The following is a 15,640-nucleotide window of genomic DNA, read 5'->3' as shown; positions in this document are numbered from 1 at the left end:
TTAACCTTTAGTCGTCTAACATTCAGATTTTGAGTCATTTAGACTAAGTAAAACCAATTCAATCCAACAATAAACAGGTGACCCACTATGCCAATTTATAACGCGCCACTTGCCGATATGAAATTCATCCTGAACGATGTCTTCAATGCCGAACAATTCTGGCAAGCCAATGAAAATTTAGCGCACCTGGATGCTGCAACAGCAGAAGCCATTCTTGAAGAAATGGCAAAATTTGCGCAAAACGTTACTCTGCCAATTAACCGCACAGGTGACGAAGAAGGCGCAAAATATGAAAATGGCAATGTGACCACACCTGCTGGCTTTAAAGAAGCTTTTAAACAATATGCCGAAGGCGGCTGGATTGGTCTGGGCGCAGATATGGAATGGGGCGGCCAGGAAATGCCGAAAATGCTGACGGTACTTTCTGATGAAATGCTGTTTGCCACCAACCCGTCTTTCATGCTGTATCCACTGCTTTCTGTTGGTGCAGGCATGGCGCTGAACAGCTATGCATCCCAAGCCCAAAAAGAAACCTATTTACCTAAAATTTATTCGGGTGAATGGTCAGGCACCATGTGCCTCACCGAACCACATGCCGGCACCGATCTGGGCATTATCAAGACCAAAGCTGAACGTAATGCAGATGGCACCTATAGCATCACCGGCACCAAGATTTTCATCACTGGCGGTGATCATGATCTGGCGGAAAACATCATTCACCTGGTTCTGGCCAAAACACCCGATGCACCTGCGGGTTCACGCGGTATTTCCCTGTTCATCGTACCGAAGTTCCTGGTAAATGAAGACGGTTCTGTGGGCGAACGCAACCCGGTGAGCCCAGGTTCGATCGAGCACAAGATGGGTATCAAGGCTTCTGCTACCTGTGTCATGAACTTTGACGGGGCTAAAGGCTATCTGGTTGGCAAGGAAAATGAAGGTCTGGCGGCCATGTTCGTGATGATGAACTACGAACGTCTGTCGATGGGAATTCAGGGCTTGGGTGCTTCTGAATTTGCCTATCAAAATGCAGCGCAATATGCCACAGATCGTCTGCAAGGTCGCAGCGCGGCTGGTGTGCAATCGCCAAGCAAACCGGCTGACAGCATTCTGGTACATGGTGATGTACGCCGTATGCTGCTGAATGTACGTGCCAATAATGAAGCTTCACGCGCGTTCGCTGTCTATGTTGGCCAGCAGCTGGATATCACCAAGTTCTCTACCGATCCGGAAGCGGTCAAAAAAGCCAATGACCGTGTCGCACTCCTCACCCCAATTGCGAAAGCCTATTTGACCGATACCGCATTCCAGGCCACGCTGGATGCGCAAATGGTATTTGGTGGTCATGGCTATATCCGTGAATGGGGCTTGGAACAATGTATCCGTGACCTGCGTATTTCCCAGATCTATGAAGGCACCAACGGCGTACAGTCACAAGATTTGATCGGGCGTAAAACCATCAAGTGTGGCGGTGAATATATTTCGGAATATATCTCGGAAATCCGTGATTTTGCCAATAGTCTGGATGCAGACCTGAACTTTATCAAGGATGCTACTTTAGATGCAGCAACCGAAGTGGAGTCGGTCACTCAGTTCATTCTGGAAGCCGCAAGAGAAAGTCATGACTTCCCGAACGCCACTGCGGTTGACTATCTGCATGCCGTGGGCCTGCTCAGCTTCTCTTATATGTTTGCGCGCATTGCCCATGCTGCAAAAAATAAAGAGGGTGACTTCTATCAGAATAAACTGGCTTTGGCACGTTATTTTGTACAACGTATTTTGCCTGAACTGGCATTACGTATTAGCAAAATAAAATCAGGTGCTGATGTGATCATGAATTTCTCTGAAGATTACTTCACGACCCAGGCTTAAGCTAAAACTGCTGCAATAAAAAACGCCTGCACATGCAGGCGTTTTTTTATGATCATTCACAATTTAAACTTTTTGAATCAGCAAGGTATCCGGTTGATTATTGCTTTTTGGATTCAGATGTTTATTCACAATTTTGATATTCCCCTCTGACTCTAAAGACTCGCAAAGTTCCACCACTTTTTGCATATCTTCAGCCTTAATGCCTACGCCGAGGATTAATTTTTTTCCGGCTTCTAATTGGCTAATTTTTGTTTGAATTTTATCTAACACTTTTTTTTCTCCTATTTATTCAATGTACCACCCATACAATATAGCAATTTAGTCTAAAAAAAGCGCAAAAGTTAAAATAATTTAATCTTTATTTTTCATTCAATCATTCTGTGCATGATCTTTGCACGCTATTCTGTAACTATCATTTATATCACATGAAAAATCAGGAGGATAATATGTCTAAATCCAGTCCAAGAATTGAAAAACTTGAAGCCCTCCTCGACCGTTTTGGCAATCTTGCTGTAGAAAGTTTTCATTATATTGCACTGTTCGTGATCGGCTGCATGGTGATCTGGTCTGCCGGCCATACCGTCATCGACATTCTGACTGTCAAACAGTTCGCCACCATCGACGATATTCTGTTGCTGTTTATCTATCTGGAACTTGGAGCCATGGTCGGCATTTATTTCAAGACCAATCATATGCCGGTACGCTTCCTGATTTATATTGCGATTACCGCACTGACCCGCTTGCTCATAGCAGATATTCAACACACCCACAAAGCCAGCATGGATCTGGTCATTATTACCGGTTCGATTCTGATTCTGGCATTTGCCATTTTAGTGGTGCGCTATGCGTCATGGACCTACCCATCGGTGATTCGTGACAAACATAGTGAAAAGCCCCTTCCACAAGGTAAAACCCCACGCCCGGAAGATGATGAATTGGCATAGTCTTTTAAGCCCTATTTTTTGCACTTCAGCTTAAAGCAATACTTAAGCCTCTTTTAGGGTTTAAAACTATTTATCTCAACCAACCTCTCCCTTGCGTAGTAGTACTACTCATCTCCTCACAGGAGAGGGAACTATTTTGGTCTTTTTGAGTTATTTAAGCTTATTACTGAATTATCCGTTCAGAATTTAAAGCAATTTAACGATTCGGCACCAGTACATAGCGTCCGTTTTCATAGATCCAGTAGCTGCCACGCGGGGGTGCAGGCAAACCCAGACGTTGCCAATCAGTAATAACGCTATATCTTGAACTTTCAATTCGTGCCACATTCGGATCACCATTTACCCAGCTATAACTATTGGAATTTTGATAAATCGTGGTCGGTGCCTGATACTGGATATTGAGCCCACTCTGGCTTTGTGCAGGCGGATAGCCCCAATGGGTTGGTCTTTGTGGATAATGTGGTCGGGGTGGCACCGGACGTGACGGATAAGCGTGCCGTGGTGGATCATAAGCTCGCGGTGCAGCGCGGTAATTTGGTTTGGAGCGCTCAACACCTGTATAGCCGCCCCAGGCATTGCCGGCCATGGTCTGTGCAGAAACTCCAAATAGCAATGAAGTCAATATTGCACCCAAGAATACTATTTTCATCTGCGCTTCCTGTTAACACCTTGTCTATATTTTAAACAAAATAGATGCAGAAAATATGGATAAGGCTGCTGAGCCTGCAATTTTTTGTAATGCGCCTGCCTATTTTCAATCTAGCGGGCTCATCGGCATCCTGCTGCTTTATGCTAAAATCACTTTTTTTAATGTTTCGAGTTGAATACTGTGTCTGATTTAAATTTCGATCGTTTACATGAATATTTTTCTAAAGTGCCGAGTGTTCAGAAAGAACGGATTGATAGCTATGGTTCAGATGGCAAGCAGGCATGGTGGTTTAAATTTCAGATCAATGTTGATCATCCGCTGGCCTGGCAGACTGTGCAAGAACTGGGACATGTCCTGAATTATATTTCTAAAAATGAACGTCTTCCAACTCAGTTCCTGCCAGTATCGCCACCACCGTATATGAATGGTATCGCTAAAGATTTCCTGTGCTGGGTGATCCAGTGTAATCATGCCGATTTCCCGCCCGATGTGGTATGTGACTGGCTAGAAGCGCGTTTACCTAACCCGGTGGATGATGAAGCACAATGGAAAATTAAAACCGATCTTGCTGAATTGGATCAATTGACGGATAAAGAGCTGGATCAGCTGGTTCCACCGAATCCACAGCCTTAATTTCTAAAACCTCTCCCTAACCCTCTCCTACAAGGAGAGGGAAACTCCTTCTCCCTCTGGGAGAAGGTCGGGATGAGGGTATTAAAACGTCGACCAGCCGCTCCATTCCATAAAACGGTATAGCCAATATTTAAAGAACGAGTTTTCTGCATATTGTGCATAGTCCACACTCATGGAACGGCCATTCAGATTTGACCATGCACCATCAAAATACTGCTGCGCATCTTTAAATACTTCGGCCTGAGGCTGACCCAGCAGGCGCATATTGGTTTCCAGATTATAGTTTTTCAGATTACGTGCGGTGAAATTGGCCGAGCCCAAAATCATTTCAGCTTGTTGAGCATTGCGTTTTATCAGCATTTTGCTATGACATTGCTCGCCTTGAGTATGACACCAGCGCACATTTATACCCGCTTTATGTAGTTCCGAAGCCACCTGCCGGTTTGGAATCCCGTTTTTCTCACGGCCGAAGGCATCTTTATTTGGGTCAAGTAAAACCCGAACTTTAACCCCGCGCTCATGCGCCGCAATCAGGCTCTTAATAATCTTGCGTTCAGACAGATAAAACATCGCCAGATCAATCTTTTCGTTGGCTTTTGCCGTCTGAACCAGATTTAAAACCGCATCATAAATAGCTTTTTCTGTCAGTACCTGCACCTGTGGCTGGGTAGATTTTGCCTGAAAATCGCCAGCAATAATGGCTGGCATATTGGCCTGTGACATCATGCCAACAGACTGTTCCGTTTTCAGAATATCTACTGCTGTAGTCCCCCAGACCAGCAAGCCGATATTGGAATGCCGTGAGCTGCCATCATGCGGGTTCATGGAGGTGACTAGCGCTTTCCAGCCCTGATCGGTATCCACCACCACAGATTTACGATGATTGGCTTTAAAATTAAATAAATCAAAATAACTGCGCAAGGTAATTTTTTCTGGTCCAAACGGATTCGGCAACCAGCCTTTTTCCGGATTATTACCAATACCCTGGCAACATAAATACCAGAAGCCAGACCAGCTCGGATTGGACGCGCGTAAAGGAATCAGATTGGTTTCAATCACATCAACTCCGTGCTGACGCAGCTCACGATACAGCTCAGACTGAATTCCGCCATAAACCGAATTGATCGGATCGGTAATAAATTTAATTTCGACCTCCGGCTGCAACAGACGTTTACTGATTAAAGCATCACTCAGCTGTTTGCTCAGCGCCTGATGCTCCTGTGTCGAGGCCCCGGTTTGCTGATTAAACAAGAACAGATCCAGCACAATCAGTGATTTGGCCTCTGCAATCATTTGCAGCATTTCTTTAAAAATACGCTGGTCTAAATGCTGTTTTCCCTCAGCGTCCAGATACGTCTGATCGGCCAGAAACTTGACTTCGGCATGCCGCAGCTTGCCAGTGTAATTCAGACCTTCCGGCAAAGGCTTATAAGTATGATAAATGGCAGATGTCAGATAACTGAGCGCCAGCAGACTGATGATTAAGGCCACATAACGGCGATTCGACCAGTTCAGTTTATTGTGAATTCGTTGAAAGATACGCATAAGAAAAAACCTAACCCAATATGCTCAGGCTAGGTTTTATCCGATGATTTTTCAAGTAGATTTCAGTGATCTCGACTTGATTTGCGCTGTTATCTGATCCCTGCTTTAGAAATCATACTGTACGCCGACAGTGAAGTTACGACCGACCTGCGGAATATTGGACAGGAACGAGGTATGTGAATAAACCTGATCATCGAGCAGGTTATTGGCTTTGAAATACACCCGGTAAGCATTGTTGTCTGCAAGGGTATTGGCATAGCTTAAACCCAGATTGACCATGTTGTAGCCTTGGGTTTCTTCTTCATAACTGGCAATTTTGTCCTGATTGAAGACATGATAATACTCAGCCAGACCTGACCAGCCATCGGCAAATTCTGCTTCCACTTTGCTGCCTAGGCGACCTGCAGGGATACGCGGTGCATTCTCGGCTTCGATCTTGCCACGGACATAATCGCCAAAGATGCTGACTTTATACATATCATTGAGCTGATAACTGGCTTGAGCTTCAGTGCCATAAAATCTGGCTTTATCCTGGGTATATTGCACGCCACGTAAATTGCCTTTCCGCGCTATCGTTTCGCCATAAATATAGTCATCAAACCAGTTGTGATAGACATGCACATGATAATCTAACTTATCGCCTTCATAATGCAGACCTAACTCAAGATTATTTGAGGTTTCTTTATCAAGATCAGGATTCCCCAATTCATAGGTATTGGTCGCAAAATGCAGACCATCCGCATACAGCTCTTGGGCGAGAGGCAAACGCTGTTGATGTGATCCGACTACAGACAGTTTGTAATTCGGTGCAAATTCCCAATTCGCAGCCGCAGATGCAGACACACCCGTACCGGAATAATCTTTCTGCTCCGAGTCTACTTTTACTTTTTGATGATCAACACGAGCTCCAAGTTCCACATGTACATCACCGATCTGCTTATGCTCTAAGGCAAAAAGGCTATATTTCTGGGTTTTGGTATCTGCCATCAGCACATCATGATTATGATCCGCGTGCTCACCATGATCATGCTCATGTCCTTCATGATCGTGTTCTGCATGACCATGGGCTTCTGGAGCGGATAAATTAATTTTCTGTTGTGAAAGCTGGGTTCCAATCACCCCTTCCCAACCTACAACAGGAACATGCACCAGTTCTAGACGTGCATCATAGCCCTTGCTTTTAAAGTTACTGATGACTGCATTTTCTTCCAGCTCATCATGTTCATAATCGGTAAAGCTGGCATGCGCACGCAATTTGTCAAAACCGGCAAAAGGCTGTTCAAGTTCGGTACGGACATCATAACGCTCAGACTTTAAATCTACCCACGGACCTGCGGTTTCTTCATGATCGTGTTCATCTTCGCCCGGTTTTGGACAGTGAAAATGGTCACCATGAATTTCACAGCCATGATATTCATGGCTATGGCCGGGCAAGCCATACTGATCCTGACGATTGCTATAAGACAAACCAACAAAACCACGGTCATGAATCCATGAACCGCCAATATTCACCGTTTGTCCTTCAGCAAAGGTATTGTCTACACGGCGGGCTTTCTCTAATTCATCATCATGATGCTCAACCCAATAATCCGGGGCAATATAATCATTGACCTTACGCTTTGACCCCTCTACACGTAAGGCGAAGTTCTCACCAATTCCTGCAGTGATACCCGCACTTGCCAGTTTTTCATCACTGCCCGTGTTATAGCGTAGACCTGCTGTACCTTCCAGACCATCTTCAGGCATTTGCGTTGGAATTTTTTGATCGGTGACATTGACCAGACCACCTACTGTTCCTGCACCATAGAGCAAAGTAGATGGACCACGAATCACTTCCACCTGTTTCGCTAAAATTGGATCAACTGTTACAGCATGGTCTGGAGATAGCGTAGAGACATCAGCCGTTTCTGAAGCATGTTGCAAGACTTTGACACGCGGCCCATCTTGACCACGAATCACCGGACGGCTTGCTCCGCTACCGAATTGATTGGAATATACCCCCAGCTCATCGGCCAGTGCATCGCCAATAGTCGTTGCGCGCTCGGACAAGGCTTTCTGGTCCACCACCTGATCCGCCACTGCGAAGTCAGCTGCAGTTTGTACCAGTGGATGAGCCTGAACCTGAATGGTTTGCAAAGTCTGCACAGCCACTGCAGACGTTTGTTGTTCTGCAAAAACGCTCGGCGCGATAACAGAAAAAATTGACAATGTTATTAAGTTCTTATGAAAGGACATGACCCAGACTCAAATTCAGTATTTTGGTTAGTGTTATAATATAACATTTCATTATTTTTGCAATCCTTTACGATAATCCACTGCATATTTTATTAGAATGTGTCGTCTCAATTTTTTCATGCTCAAAGTACGTTTATGCCCTTTACCCTGTCCCATGCTGTACTTGCGCCGCCTCTTTCACGTTTAAGCGGAAACCGGCTTCCGATTGCTGCGCTGGCGATTGGCTGTATGGTGCCCGATTTACACCGGCTATTTAGCTCGAGCACTTCAAATATTACCCATTTATGGTCCTCGCTGGTTCACCCGGACCTGTGGATCGGGTTGGGCTTTTGTGCGATCTGGTATGCTTTATATCGTCCGGTCATTTACCGCTTTATCGGGATTCAGCATGAGCTGAAGATTCACAGTATTGCTTCAGCATGCAGGTTTTTCCTGGCAGTTTGTCTGGCTGTGATGATTGGCACAGCCACGCATTTAATCTGGGATGGTTTGACCCATGTCGATTTTCGGACTTTTGCCTTCCATGACTTTTTAGCACAACAATTTCAGATTTTCGGCCAGACCTATCCGCTGCACCGGATTTTACAAATCGGCACCTCTGTTCTAGCTTTACCTTTTATGTTGTGGATGAGTGTGCATTACTATAAAAAACATCGGCAATATCTCGCAGTTAGTCTAAGAATCAAGGTATTCACCTGGGGTGTATTGCTGCTTTCTATATTTACCGGCCTGTTTTCAGTCTGGGATTATGCACGCTATATCTCGACAGAGGTCTGGCAATCCGATCTGTACTATTTTACCGGCCGTTCCATCAATGAATTCAGTCAGGGTTTTCTGATGACTTTCACTCTGGGATGTGTGCTGTTTTTATTTTTAGATCGCGACCGTCGCATGGGTTAATCAAACAGCTGGCTTTTATCCCATTCACTTTAAAATGATATTGTTTTTGGGCCAAGTTCTTGTGACAACATGCCCAAAGAGGCATAATCCTACCTTTACTTAAAAGCGGTACGCTGTTTACGTATTCGCTGACCTTAACCCATATAGTTGGATTTCTAACGCTATGATGCGAACTCATTACTGCGGTTCTTTAACCGAAGCTCAAATTGACCAAACCGTAACATTGTGCGGTTGGGTACACCGTCGCCGTGACCACGGTGGTGTCATCTTCCTGGACATGCGTGACCGTGATGGTCTTGTTCAAGTGGTTATTGACCCAGATACACCTGAAGCATTCGCAACTGCGGACAAAGTACGTTCAGAATTCGTATTAAAAATTACAGGCCGTGTGCGTCGCCGTTATGAAGGCACAGAAAATGCCAATATGGTGAGCGGTCAGATTGAAGTCTTGGGTAAAGAGATTGAAGTTCTTGCTCAGTCAGAAACTCCGCCATTCCCGCTGAATGACGAAAACACCAATATTTCTGAAGAAATTCGTTTGAAATACCGCTTCCTGGACATCCGTCGTCCAGAAATGCTGGATCGCCTACGTTTCCGTTCTAAGCTGACCAACCTGATTCGTAACTACTTCGAAGACAATGGTTTCTTGGATGTTGAAACGCCGATCCTGACCCGTGCTACACCTGAAGGTGCACGTGACTACTTAGTGCCAAGCCGTGTATCAAATGGTAGCTTCTACGCACTGCCACAGTCACCACAGCTGTTCAAACAGTTGTTGATGGTGGGTGGTATTGATCGTTACTACCAAATCGCAAAATGTTTCCGTGATGAAGACTTGCGTGCCGACCGTCAGCCAGAATTCACCCAGATCGACGTTGAAACATCGTTCATGAGTGACGATGACATTATGGATTTGATGGAAACCTTGACGATCAAGATGTTCAAAGAACTTCTGAACGTTGAATTCGACAAATTCCCGCGTATGACTTATGCCGATGCAATGCGTGACTATGCATCTGATAAACCGGATATGCGTATTCCTTTGAAACTGGTTGACGTTGCAGACATGATGCAAGACGTTGAGTTCAAAGTATTCGCAGGTCCTGCCAAAGATCCGAAAGGCCGTATCGTTGCGCTTCGCGTACCGGGTGCAGGTTCACTTCCACGTAGCCAGATTGATGAATACACCAAATTTGTAGGCATTTATGGCGCGAAAGGCTTGGCTTATATCAAAGTCAACGAACTTGAAAAAGGTATCGAAGGTCTTCAGTCTCCAATCGTAAAATTCATCGAGCCAATCGTGCTGGACCTGTTGAAACGTGTGGGCGCTGAAAATGGCGATATCGTATTCTTCGGTGCGGACAAAGCCAAAATCGTCAATGATGCAATGGGTGCTTTACGTATCAAAGTCGGTCATGACATGAAACTTGCAACTTGCGAGTGGGCGCCGCTTTGGGTGGTTGACTTCCCGATGTTCGAAGAAACTGATGATGGCAAATGGACCTCTGTGCATCACCCATTCACGCTGCCTAAATCGAGCGTTGAAGACGTGAAGAACAACCCGGGTGCTGCGCTTTCAGTTGCTTATGACATGGTATTGAACGGTACTGAAGTTGGTGGTGGTTCACTGCGTATTCATAACCTTGAAATGCAAAAAGCAATTTTTGAAGCTTTAGGTATTGGTGAAGAAGAAGCAGAAGAGAAATTCAGCTTCCTGTTGAACGCTTTACGTTATGGCGCGCCTCCGCATGGTGGTTTGGCATTCGGTCTTGACCGTCTGGTGATGTTGATGACTGGTGCATCTTCGATTCGTGACGTGATTGCATTCCCGAAAACCAAGACTGCTGAATGTCCATTGACGCAAGCACCGGCACCAGTTGAATCAAACCAACTGCGTGACCTTGGTATTCGTTTACGTGAAAAACCAAAAGCTGAATCTCAAGAGTAATTCTTGAAGGTTTAAGTGAAAAAGCCCTGCCTTGTGCGGGGCTTTTTTGTGTGATTGAGTCGTCTCTGGAACAGTGGCATAATAGCCACAGTTTTTAATCTAAGGTAATTAGCAATGGCTATGCGTCCTGCAGTTCGTAATCGCAGCATTATGCTTATTGTATTTTCAGTGGTTCAATGGCTGTTCATGCGCTATATCCTTGCCAACAACCTGTTCAATCTGGATACCAATGAACGTATTGTGTATTTTTGCCTGAGCAGTATTTTAGGTGCCCTGCTAATTTTTGTAGGTTTGATTTATATGGTGCTGAAGGGCAATCCGGACAAAGAAGTATAATCTGATCATCTGGATAGCATGTACACCTTACTGAAAAACTTCTCCAAACTTCCATTAAGATTGATTCAGAATCTTGCGCGACTGGCTGGATCTCTTTTGTATCTTAGCCATTCTTCCGCACGCCGAGTCACCGAGATTAATCTGGCCTCTGCCTATCCTGAACTGTCTGAAGCTGAACGGGCTGATTTAAGCAAACGCAGTCTGAAAAGCCAGTGCATGACCTATGCAGAATCGGTCAAGATTTGGGGTTCATCACCAGACTATGCGCTGTCCTTAATTCGTGATGTGCATGGTTCGGATCTATTCATTCAAGCCTTAAAAAACCCGCATGGCTGTCTGGCCGTGGTGCCTCATTTTGGCACGTGGGAGCTATTGAATGTCTGGGTGAATCAACACACCTCCCCTGTAATCATGTATAAACCGAGCAAGAATGAAGACATCGATCGTTTCATGCTTGAGGCTCGGCAACGTCTGAATGCGACACTGGTTCCAACCGATGATTCCGGTGTCCGTGCTTTATTCAAGCATCTTAAACAGGGTGGTTTTTCTGCGATTTTGCCGGACCATGTCCCGAAAGAGTCTGGTGGAATCTATTCTTATTTTTATGGTCAAAACGCGCTGTCTTCTACGCTTCTTTCCAAACTAGCAGCTAAAACTCAATGCTCTGTAATTGGGCTGAGTTGTTTAAGACGTGAAGATTTATCCGGTTATGATATTCATGTCACCACGTTATCAGATGATATTTTGTCTAAAGACTTACAGCTTTCTGTCGATACTTTAAATAAAGAAATGGAGCGCATAATTAATATCGCTCCAGAACAGTATTTGTGGGGATATAAAAGGTTTAGAAATATAGAGGGTGCGATAAATCTCTATAAATCATCCTCAATATTATCATGATTTAAGATTTATTTTTATTATATCAATAGTCCACGATTAACTTTGTACAGCGTCTAGGTATTTCGAATAATATGCTATCGCTTGACGATGTTTCTTCTGTAAAAGCATCTTTCTAATAAAATCAATATTATATTTACAATCATGATATATTTCTTCATATGATGATTGAAAATTAGCTTGTATATATTTCATCAATTCCATTTTTTCATCATGCTTAAGAGTTTTATCATTTTTAATATTTTTTAAAGCACTCACATAGTTATTATAAAGTTTATAGTACATATAAGCTTTTTTGGATATTGGCATATTTATACTTTGTATCTTTTCATGACGATCAATAAATGCCGTTAGAAAGTCATTAAGATAACTACGACATTTTTTAGAAGTTGTACTCGAATTTGGACGTGAACGATAATTGATAAAAGGTTCAGCCAAATAAACATAAGAATGACATTTCAAAGACAATTCCGTAATGAAGAAAATATCCTCAAAGCGTGCTCTTAATTGAAAGTCGACTTGCTGCACCAAGTCATATTTATAAATATGACACCAAATATAGTTCTTTCTTAATTTATTTAAATTAAATAAAAATTGGTTTTGACGATTTTCAAATTGCTGATGTATCTTCCCTAAAAAAGTTTTTTCCAATCTCATTTCATCATTTTTAGCCGGCTCCCATAGATAGTAATCGCCAATAATGACATCGACCCCATGGAAATTCTTTATTGCATCTAATACCATTTGACAAACATTTGGACGGACAATATCATCAGAATCAATAAACCAAATATACTCACCCTGCGCATATTGCTTAAGGGTATTTCTTATAACAGATACTCCCCTATTTTCTTTCTGATAGAAAACTTTTAAATGTGGATAGCAATGGTGTATATCTCTTAAAATATCTGCACTTTCATCAGTCGATGCATCATCTAAAAGCAATACTTCAATATTTGAAGAAAGTTGAGGTAAAATTGAATGCAAACAATCTGCTAAATAAGGAGCAACATTATAAACAGGAATAAGAATACTGAGTAATGGACGAATGCTACTACCTGATTGAGCTACTATCATAAATATCTACCAAATAAGATGCTAATCTTGCTTTTTTAAATCTAAATAAAGCTTCACTGCTGTAGAGATAGAAAATTTTTCATCAAGATGTACTAAAAATTGATCAGGGCTTTGTAAAAATTTATTCAACTTGAGCGCCAAATTTTGAGTATCACGTATTTGGACCAAATGATGCAAGGGAAGCACCTCACTTGGCCCAGAAGGACAATCAGTGCTAATAATAGGCGTACCTAAAGCCAAGGCTTCTAAAATCGCAATACTAAAACCCTCAAAGTCAGATGATACAACCATCAACTTTGCATGTTTAATATATGGATAGGGATTTTTTTGAAAGCCAGTAAAAATCACCTTATCTTCAATACCCAAATCTTTAACCAGTTTTTTAGAAGCTTCTAATAACTCACCAGTCCCGACCAAAACCAGTTTTTCTTGAACATCGGCTTTTGCATAAGCTTTAATTAAAATATCATGTCGCTTCTGCTGCTTAAATTTTCCAACATTTACAATATACGGTTTTGCAATATCAGGAATATATTCATTTGCTGTTGAGACTACTTGTTCAACATCAATCGGATTATAGATTGTAGTAATACGACTTTTTGAACCAAATATTTCAATAAAGTCTGATTCAACACCCTTACTCACAGCGACACAAGGCTTGGCTAAATAAATTTTTTCCAGCTGTTTTCTCATTCCCTCTAATCTTTCGCCATATTCCAGACTCGTCGTGTTATGAATGACTAAATGAACATTCGGTAACCGACTTTTTGATAATACAAAATCAACAGGAAACAAGTTTGATAGGACAAGATCAGGAGTCCCAATATTTTTTAATACAAAATTATCAAATGCTTTTGCTGCAAAAATGGCCCGCATTAATTTTGGAATCGCACGATATTTCTGATAATCAAAAAAGTGGAGTTTTACCCCCTCAGGAATCGGTAGATCAATAATATTTTTAAAATAAACAATGTGTGCTTCATGACCCGCATCAATTAAACCTTTTGCCAAAGTTAAAGCAAAACGTTCAGCGCCATTTCCCTGTAAAGTAAAAATGGCTAATACGATTGTTTTTTTCATGAAGCACTAATCCTGAATAAATCTTGCTTGATCTAGGTTAATCAATCTTTTTTCTGCTTTTCCCATGACCTGCAAATAGCGCATCGCCATCGCAATCTGCCCCACCAACCGTCTTTTTTTAAATTTAATTTTTTCATTAATCGAGTTAAATTCAGACTTAAAGTGTTCAGAGCGTCCAATGGTTGAATCAAAACTTACTTGAGCAATCAGACCATAAGCAGCAAGCTGATCTTCTTGAATAATCGCTGCGGGTTCAGCTTGTAAACATTGTAATTCATACGCAGAAAATATAAACCCATCTGCAATCGCTGGTGCTGTCCGCGCCAAACGGTCTAATAATTTTTGCGCACCACTTGGATAAAGAATATAGCCTGCTGCTCCAGTACGATCCTGATACAAACTATATAATTTAAGCTGAACCTCATCTAAAGTGAATACAGGTGTCCGGCTAATAATTTTTTTACGACTTCTGACTTCAAGGTTAATTAAATCTACATCTTGAATGTGGTGCTTTTCAATTTCAGTTAAAATTTCTTTTGTATTTGAGGCTAATACAGCATCATCTTCAAGAATCAGACAAGATTGATTGCTTTTTAAAACCTCTTCCCAAGCTTTTTGATGACTCAGAAAGCAGGCCACTTCAACTTTACGCAAAGGCCTTTGCCAGCCAAACCCTAGTTCTTGATATTGTTCTTCACTCAAGTCTGCCACTGAAAATGCTTCTAAGACATCAAAATGCAATCCTAATTTTTCAAATTGTTTTTTTTGAAACTCTAACCGGTCTTTCGAGGTTTTTAAATTAATAATCAAAATATTCACAGTTACCACCATCTCGTTTTTTCACGAGTGTGACGCTGTTTAAAACGTGAATACACATTATTATTCTGATCAAGCTGCAATCTGTCAAAAATCTCCATGACAATTTGTCCAAGCTCATGGGTCTCACATATTTGCTCTAGACGCCAGCGCATATTACGCAAGGTATCATCCGTTCCTACAGTAAATGCAGAAGTGCCATCAAATAAAGCATAGCGTTGTTGCTGTAATAAGTCCTGATGCTGTGCATTGACTTCAAGTGATTGATCACACAAGAAACGCTCAGTTTCTTGAAGCTTAATCGTGTTGATCAATACCACAGCATTCATCAGAATGGCTTGTAAGAGCGGATCTTCTTCTAAATCAATAAAAGTATCACAGGCGGAAATTAACCAGCGCGTATTTAATGAGATTAGTAAATAGTCACGCTCAGTCATCCATAATGCTTTGAATTTTGCATAATTATTCTGAACATCAATTTCGCGACGAATCAGAACAATTAAACTGGCATGATAATGATTCAGTGCGGACTGACCGACAAATTCCTGTTCAAGCTGTTCAATATGTTCATTTAAATCTTTAGCAGAACCATGAGTATAGCGAGTCTCTATACCCTTAATGATCTGCTTTTTAAGCATCTTAAGATCTAAATCATTAAATTGAGCATAAACCTGATCTGCCCCAAATCGACGCTGGTGGCGACTAAATGAA

At 42.4% G+C, this 15,640-nt stretch carries 15 protein-coding genes; 7 read left to right on the top strand and 8 right to left on the bottom strand.

The window, feature by feature from the left end:
* The first annotated feature begins 87 nt into the window (after positions 1-87).
* Positions 88-1,869 carry an acyl-CoA dehydrogenase C-terminal domain-containing protein gene (locus AC3IT7_RS02410; protein ID WP_475655260.1) on the top strand — a complete coding sequence of 594 codons (1,782 nt, stop codon included), beginning with the start codon at positions 88-90 and terminating at the stop codon, positions 1,867-1,869.
* Positions 1,870-1,932: 63 nt separating this feature from the next.
* Here AC3IT7_RS02410 and AC3IT7_RS02405 read toward each other — a convergent pair whose 3' ends face one another.
* A complete protein-coding gene (locus AC3IT7_RS02405) occupies positions 1,933-2,139 on the bottom strand; it encodes a hypothetical protein (RefSeq protein ID WP_004278311.1) in 207 nt (68 codons plus the stop codon).
* Positions 2,140-2,315: 176 nt separating this feature from the next.
* On the opposite strand from AC3IT7_RS02405, the gene AC3IT7_RS02400 reads away from it, so the two are divergent.
* On the top strand, positions 2,316-2,813 hold the full coding sequence (locus AC3IT7_RS02400) for a phosphate-starvation-inducible protein PsiE (RefSeq protein WP_489249267.1): 498 nt from the start codon (positions 2,316-2,318) through the stop codon (positions 2,811-2,813).
* Positions 2,814-3,009: 196 nt separating this feature from the next.
* On the opposite strand, the gene AC3IT7_RS02395 is transcribed toward AC3IT7_RS02400, so the two are convergent.
* Entirely contained in the window at positions 3,010-3,462 is a 453-nt protein-coding gene (locus AC3IT7_RS02395; protein ID WP_489249266.1) for an RcnB family protein, read from the bottom strand.
* A 180-nt stretch (positions 3,463-3,642) separates the two neighbouring features.
* On the opposite strand from AC3IT7_RS02395, the gene AC3IT7_RS02390 reads away from it, so the two are divergent.
* Positions 3,643-4,095 carry a hypothetical protein gene (locus AC3IT7_RS02390; RefSeq protein WP_489249265.1) on the top strand — a complete coding sequence of 151 codons (453 nt, stop codon included), beginning with the start codon at positions 3,643-3,645 and terminating at the stop codon, positions 4,093-4,095.
* An 81-nt stretch (positions 4,096-4,176) separates the two neighbouring features.
* On the opposite strand, the gene AC3IT7_RS02385 is transcribed toward AC3IT7_RS02390, so the two are convergent.
* Both AC3IT7_RS02385 and znuD read right to left on the bottom strand, forming a co-directional pair.
* Positions 4,177-5,640, bottom strand: coding sequence for a phospholipase D-like domain-containing protein (locus AC3IT7_RS02385; protein WP_489249264.1), 1,464 nt, complete (start codon positions 5,638-5,640; stop codon positions 4,177-4,179).
* A 105-nt stretch (positions 5,641-5,745) separates the two neighbouring features.
* On the bottom strand, positions 5,746-7,875 hold the full coding sequence (gene znuD / locus AC3IT7_RS02380) for a zinc piracy TonB-dependent receptor ZnuD (RefSeq protein WP_489249263.1): 2,130 nt from the start codon (positions 7,873-7,875) through the stop codon (positions 5,746-5,748).
* A 135-nt stretch (positions 7,876-8,010) separates the two neighbouring features.
* Here znuD and AC3IT7_RS02375 point away from each other — a divergent pair, with 135 nt between their 5' ends.
* The 4 genes from AC3IT7_RS02375 to AC3IT7_RS02360 all read left to right on the top strand — a co-directional run bounded on the left by AC3IT7_RS02375 (position 8,011) and on the right by AC3IT7_RS02360 (position 11,959).
* Complete coding sequence (locus AC3IT7_RS02375) at positions 8,011-8,775, top strand: DUF4184 family protein (RefSeq protein WP_489249262.1); 765 nt, start codon at positions 8,011-8,013, stop codon at positions 8,773-8,775.
* A gap of 163 nt (positions 8,776-8,938) precedes the next feature.
* On the top strand, positions 8,939-10,723 hold the full coding sequence (gene aspS / locus AC3IT7_RS02370; RefSeq protein ID WP_475653425.1) for an aspartate--tRNA ligase: 1,785 nt from the start codon (positions 8,939-8,941) through the stop codon (positions 10,721-10,723).
* A 114-nt stretch (positions 10,724-10,837) separates the two neighbouring features.
* The gene (locus AC3IT7_RS02365; protein WP_286380156.1) at positions 10,838-11,059 is read left to right on the top strand and encodes a hypothetical protein; all 222 of its coding nucleotides are present in this window, start codon (positions 10,838-10,840) and stop codon (positions 11,057-11,059) included.
* An 18-nt stretch (positions 11,060-11,077) separates the two neighbouring features.
* The gene (locus AC3IT7_RS02360) at positions 11,078-11,959 is read left to right on the top strand and encodes a lysophospholipid acyltransferase family protein (RefSeq protein ID WP_489249261.1); all 882 of its coding nucleotides are present in this window, start codon (positions 11,078-11,080) and stop codon (positions 11,957-11,959) included.
* A gap of 36 nt (positions 11,960-11,995) precedes the next feature.
* Here the strand turns inward: AC3IT7_RS02360 and AC3IT7_RS02355 are convergent, their stop codons facing one another.
* Genes AC3IT7_RS02355 through AC3IT7_RS02340 form a run of 4 tightly spaced genes read right to left on the bottom strand, consistent with a single transcriptional unit; the run spans position 11,996 to position 15,567 of the window.
* Complete coding sequence (locus AC3IT7_RS02355; protein ID WP_489249260.1) at positions 11,996-13,033, bottom strand: glycosyltransferase family 2 protein; 1,038 nt, start codon at positions 13,031-13,033, stop codon at positions 11,996-11,998.
* Positions 13,034-13,054: 21 nt separating this feature from the next.
* A complete protein-coding gene (locus tag AC3IT7_RS02350; protein WP_489249259.1) occupies positions 13,055-14,113 on the bottom strand; it encodes a glycosyltransferase in 1,059 nt (352 codons plus the stop codon).
* Positions 14,114-14,119: 6 nt separating this feature from the next.
* Complete coding sequence (locus AC3IT7_RS02345; RefSeq protein WP_475653974.1) at positions 14,120-14,932, bottom strand: glycosyltransferase family 25 protein; 813 nt, start codon at positions 14,930-14,932, stop codon at positions 14,120-14,122.
* Between the two features lie 2 nt (positions 14,933-14,934).
* Positions 14,935-15,567, bottom strand: a complete 633-nt coding sequence (locus AC3IT7_RS02340) for a hypothetical protein (RefSeq protein WP_489249258.1) — start codon at positions 15,565-15,567, stop codon at positions 14,935-14,937.
* Positions 15,568-15,640 lie beyond the last annotated feature (73 nt).

The organism is Acinetobacter sp. KH_038, assembly GCF_057839405.1.
Note: the sequence above shows the minus strand (reverse complement) of the source record. Positions and strands in the feature narration are given on the sequence as shown.

Excerpts from the sequence above, each read along its gene's own strand:
- aspS (WP_475653425.1), top strand. The coding sequence starts at position 8,939 with ATGATGCGAACTCATTACTGCGGTTCTTTAACCGAAGCTCAAATTGAC.
- AC3IT7_RS02400 (WP_489249267.1), top strand. The coding sequence starts at position 2,316 with ATGTCTAAATCCAGTCCAAGAATTGAAAAACTTGAAGCCCTCCTCGAC.
- AC3IT7_RS02365 (WP_286380156.1), top strand. The coding sequence starts at position 10,838 with ATGGCTATGCGTCCTGCAGTTCGTAATCGCAGCATTATGCTTATTGTA.
- znuD (WP_489249263.1), bottom strand. The coding sequence starts at position 7,875 with ATGTCCTTTCATAAGAACTTAATAACATTGTCAATTTTTTCTGTTATC.
- AC3IT7_RS02375 (WP_489249262.1), top strand. The coding sequence starts at position 8,011 with ATGCCCTTTACCCTGTCCCATGCTGTACTTGCGCCGCCTCTTTCACGT.
- AC3IT7_RS02410 (WP_475655260.1), top strand. The coding sequence starts at position 88 with ATGCCAATTTATAACGCGCCACTTGCCGATATGAAATTCATCCTGAAC.
- AC3IT7_RS02350 (WP_489249259.1), bottom strand. The coding sequence starts at position 14,113 with ATGAAAAAAACAATCGTATTAGCCATTTTTACTTTACAGGGAAATGGC.
- AC3IT7_RS02340 (WP_489249258.1), bottom strand. The coding sequence starts at position 15,567 with ATGCTTAAAAAGCAGATCATTAAGGGTATAGAGACTCGCTATACTCAT.
- AC3IT7_RS02395 (WP_489249266.1), bottom strand. The coding sequence starts at position 3,462 with ATGAAAATAGTATTCTTGGGTGCAATATTGACTTCATTGCTATTTGGA.
- AC3IT7_RS02385 (WP_489249264.1), bottom strand. The coding sequence starts at position 5,640 with ATGCGTATCTTTCAACGAATTCACAATAAACTGAACTGGTCGAATCGC.
- AC3IT7_RS02355 (WP_489249260.1), bottom strand. The coding sequence starts at position 13,033 with ATGATAGTAGCTCAATCAGGTAGTAGCATTCGTCCATTACTCAGTATT.
- AC3IT7_RS02360 (WP_489249261.1), top strand. The coding sequence starts at position 11,078 with ATGTACACCTTACTGAAAAACTTCTCCAAACTTCCATTAAGATTGATT.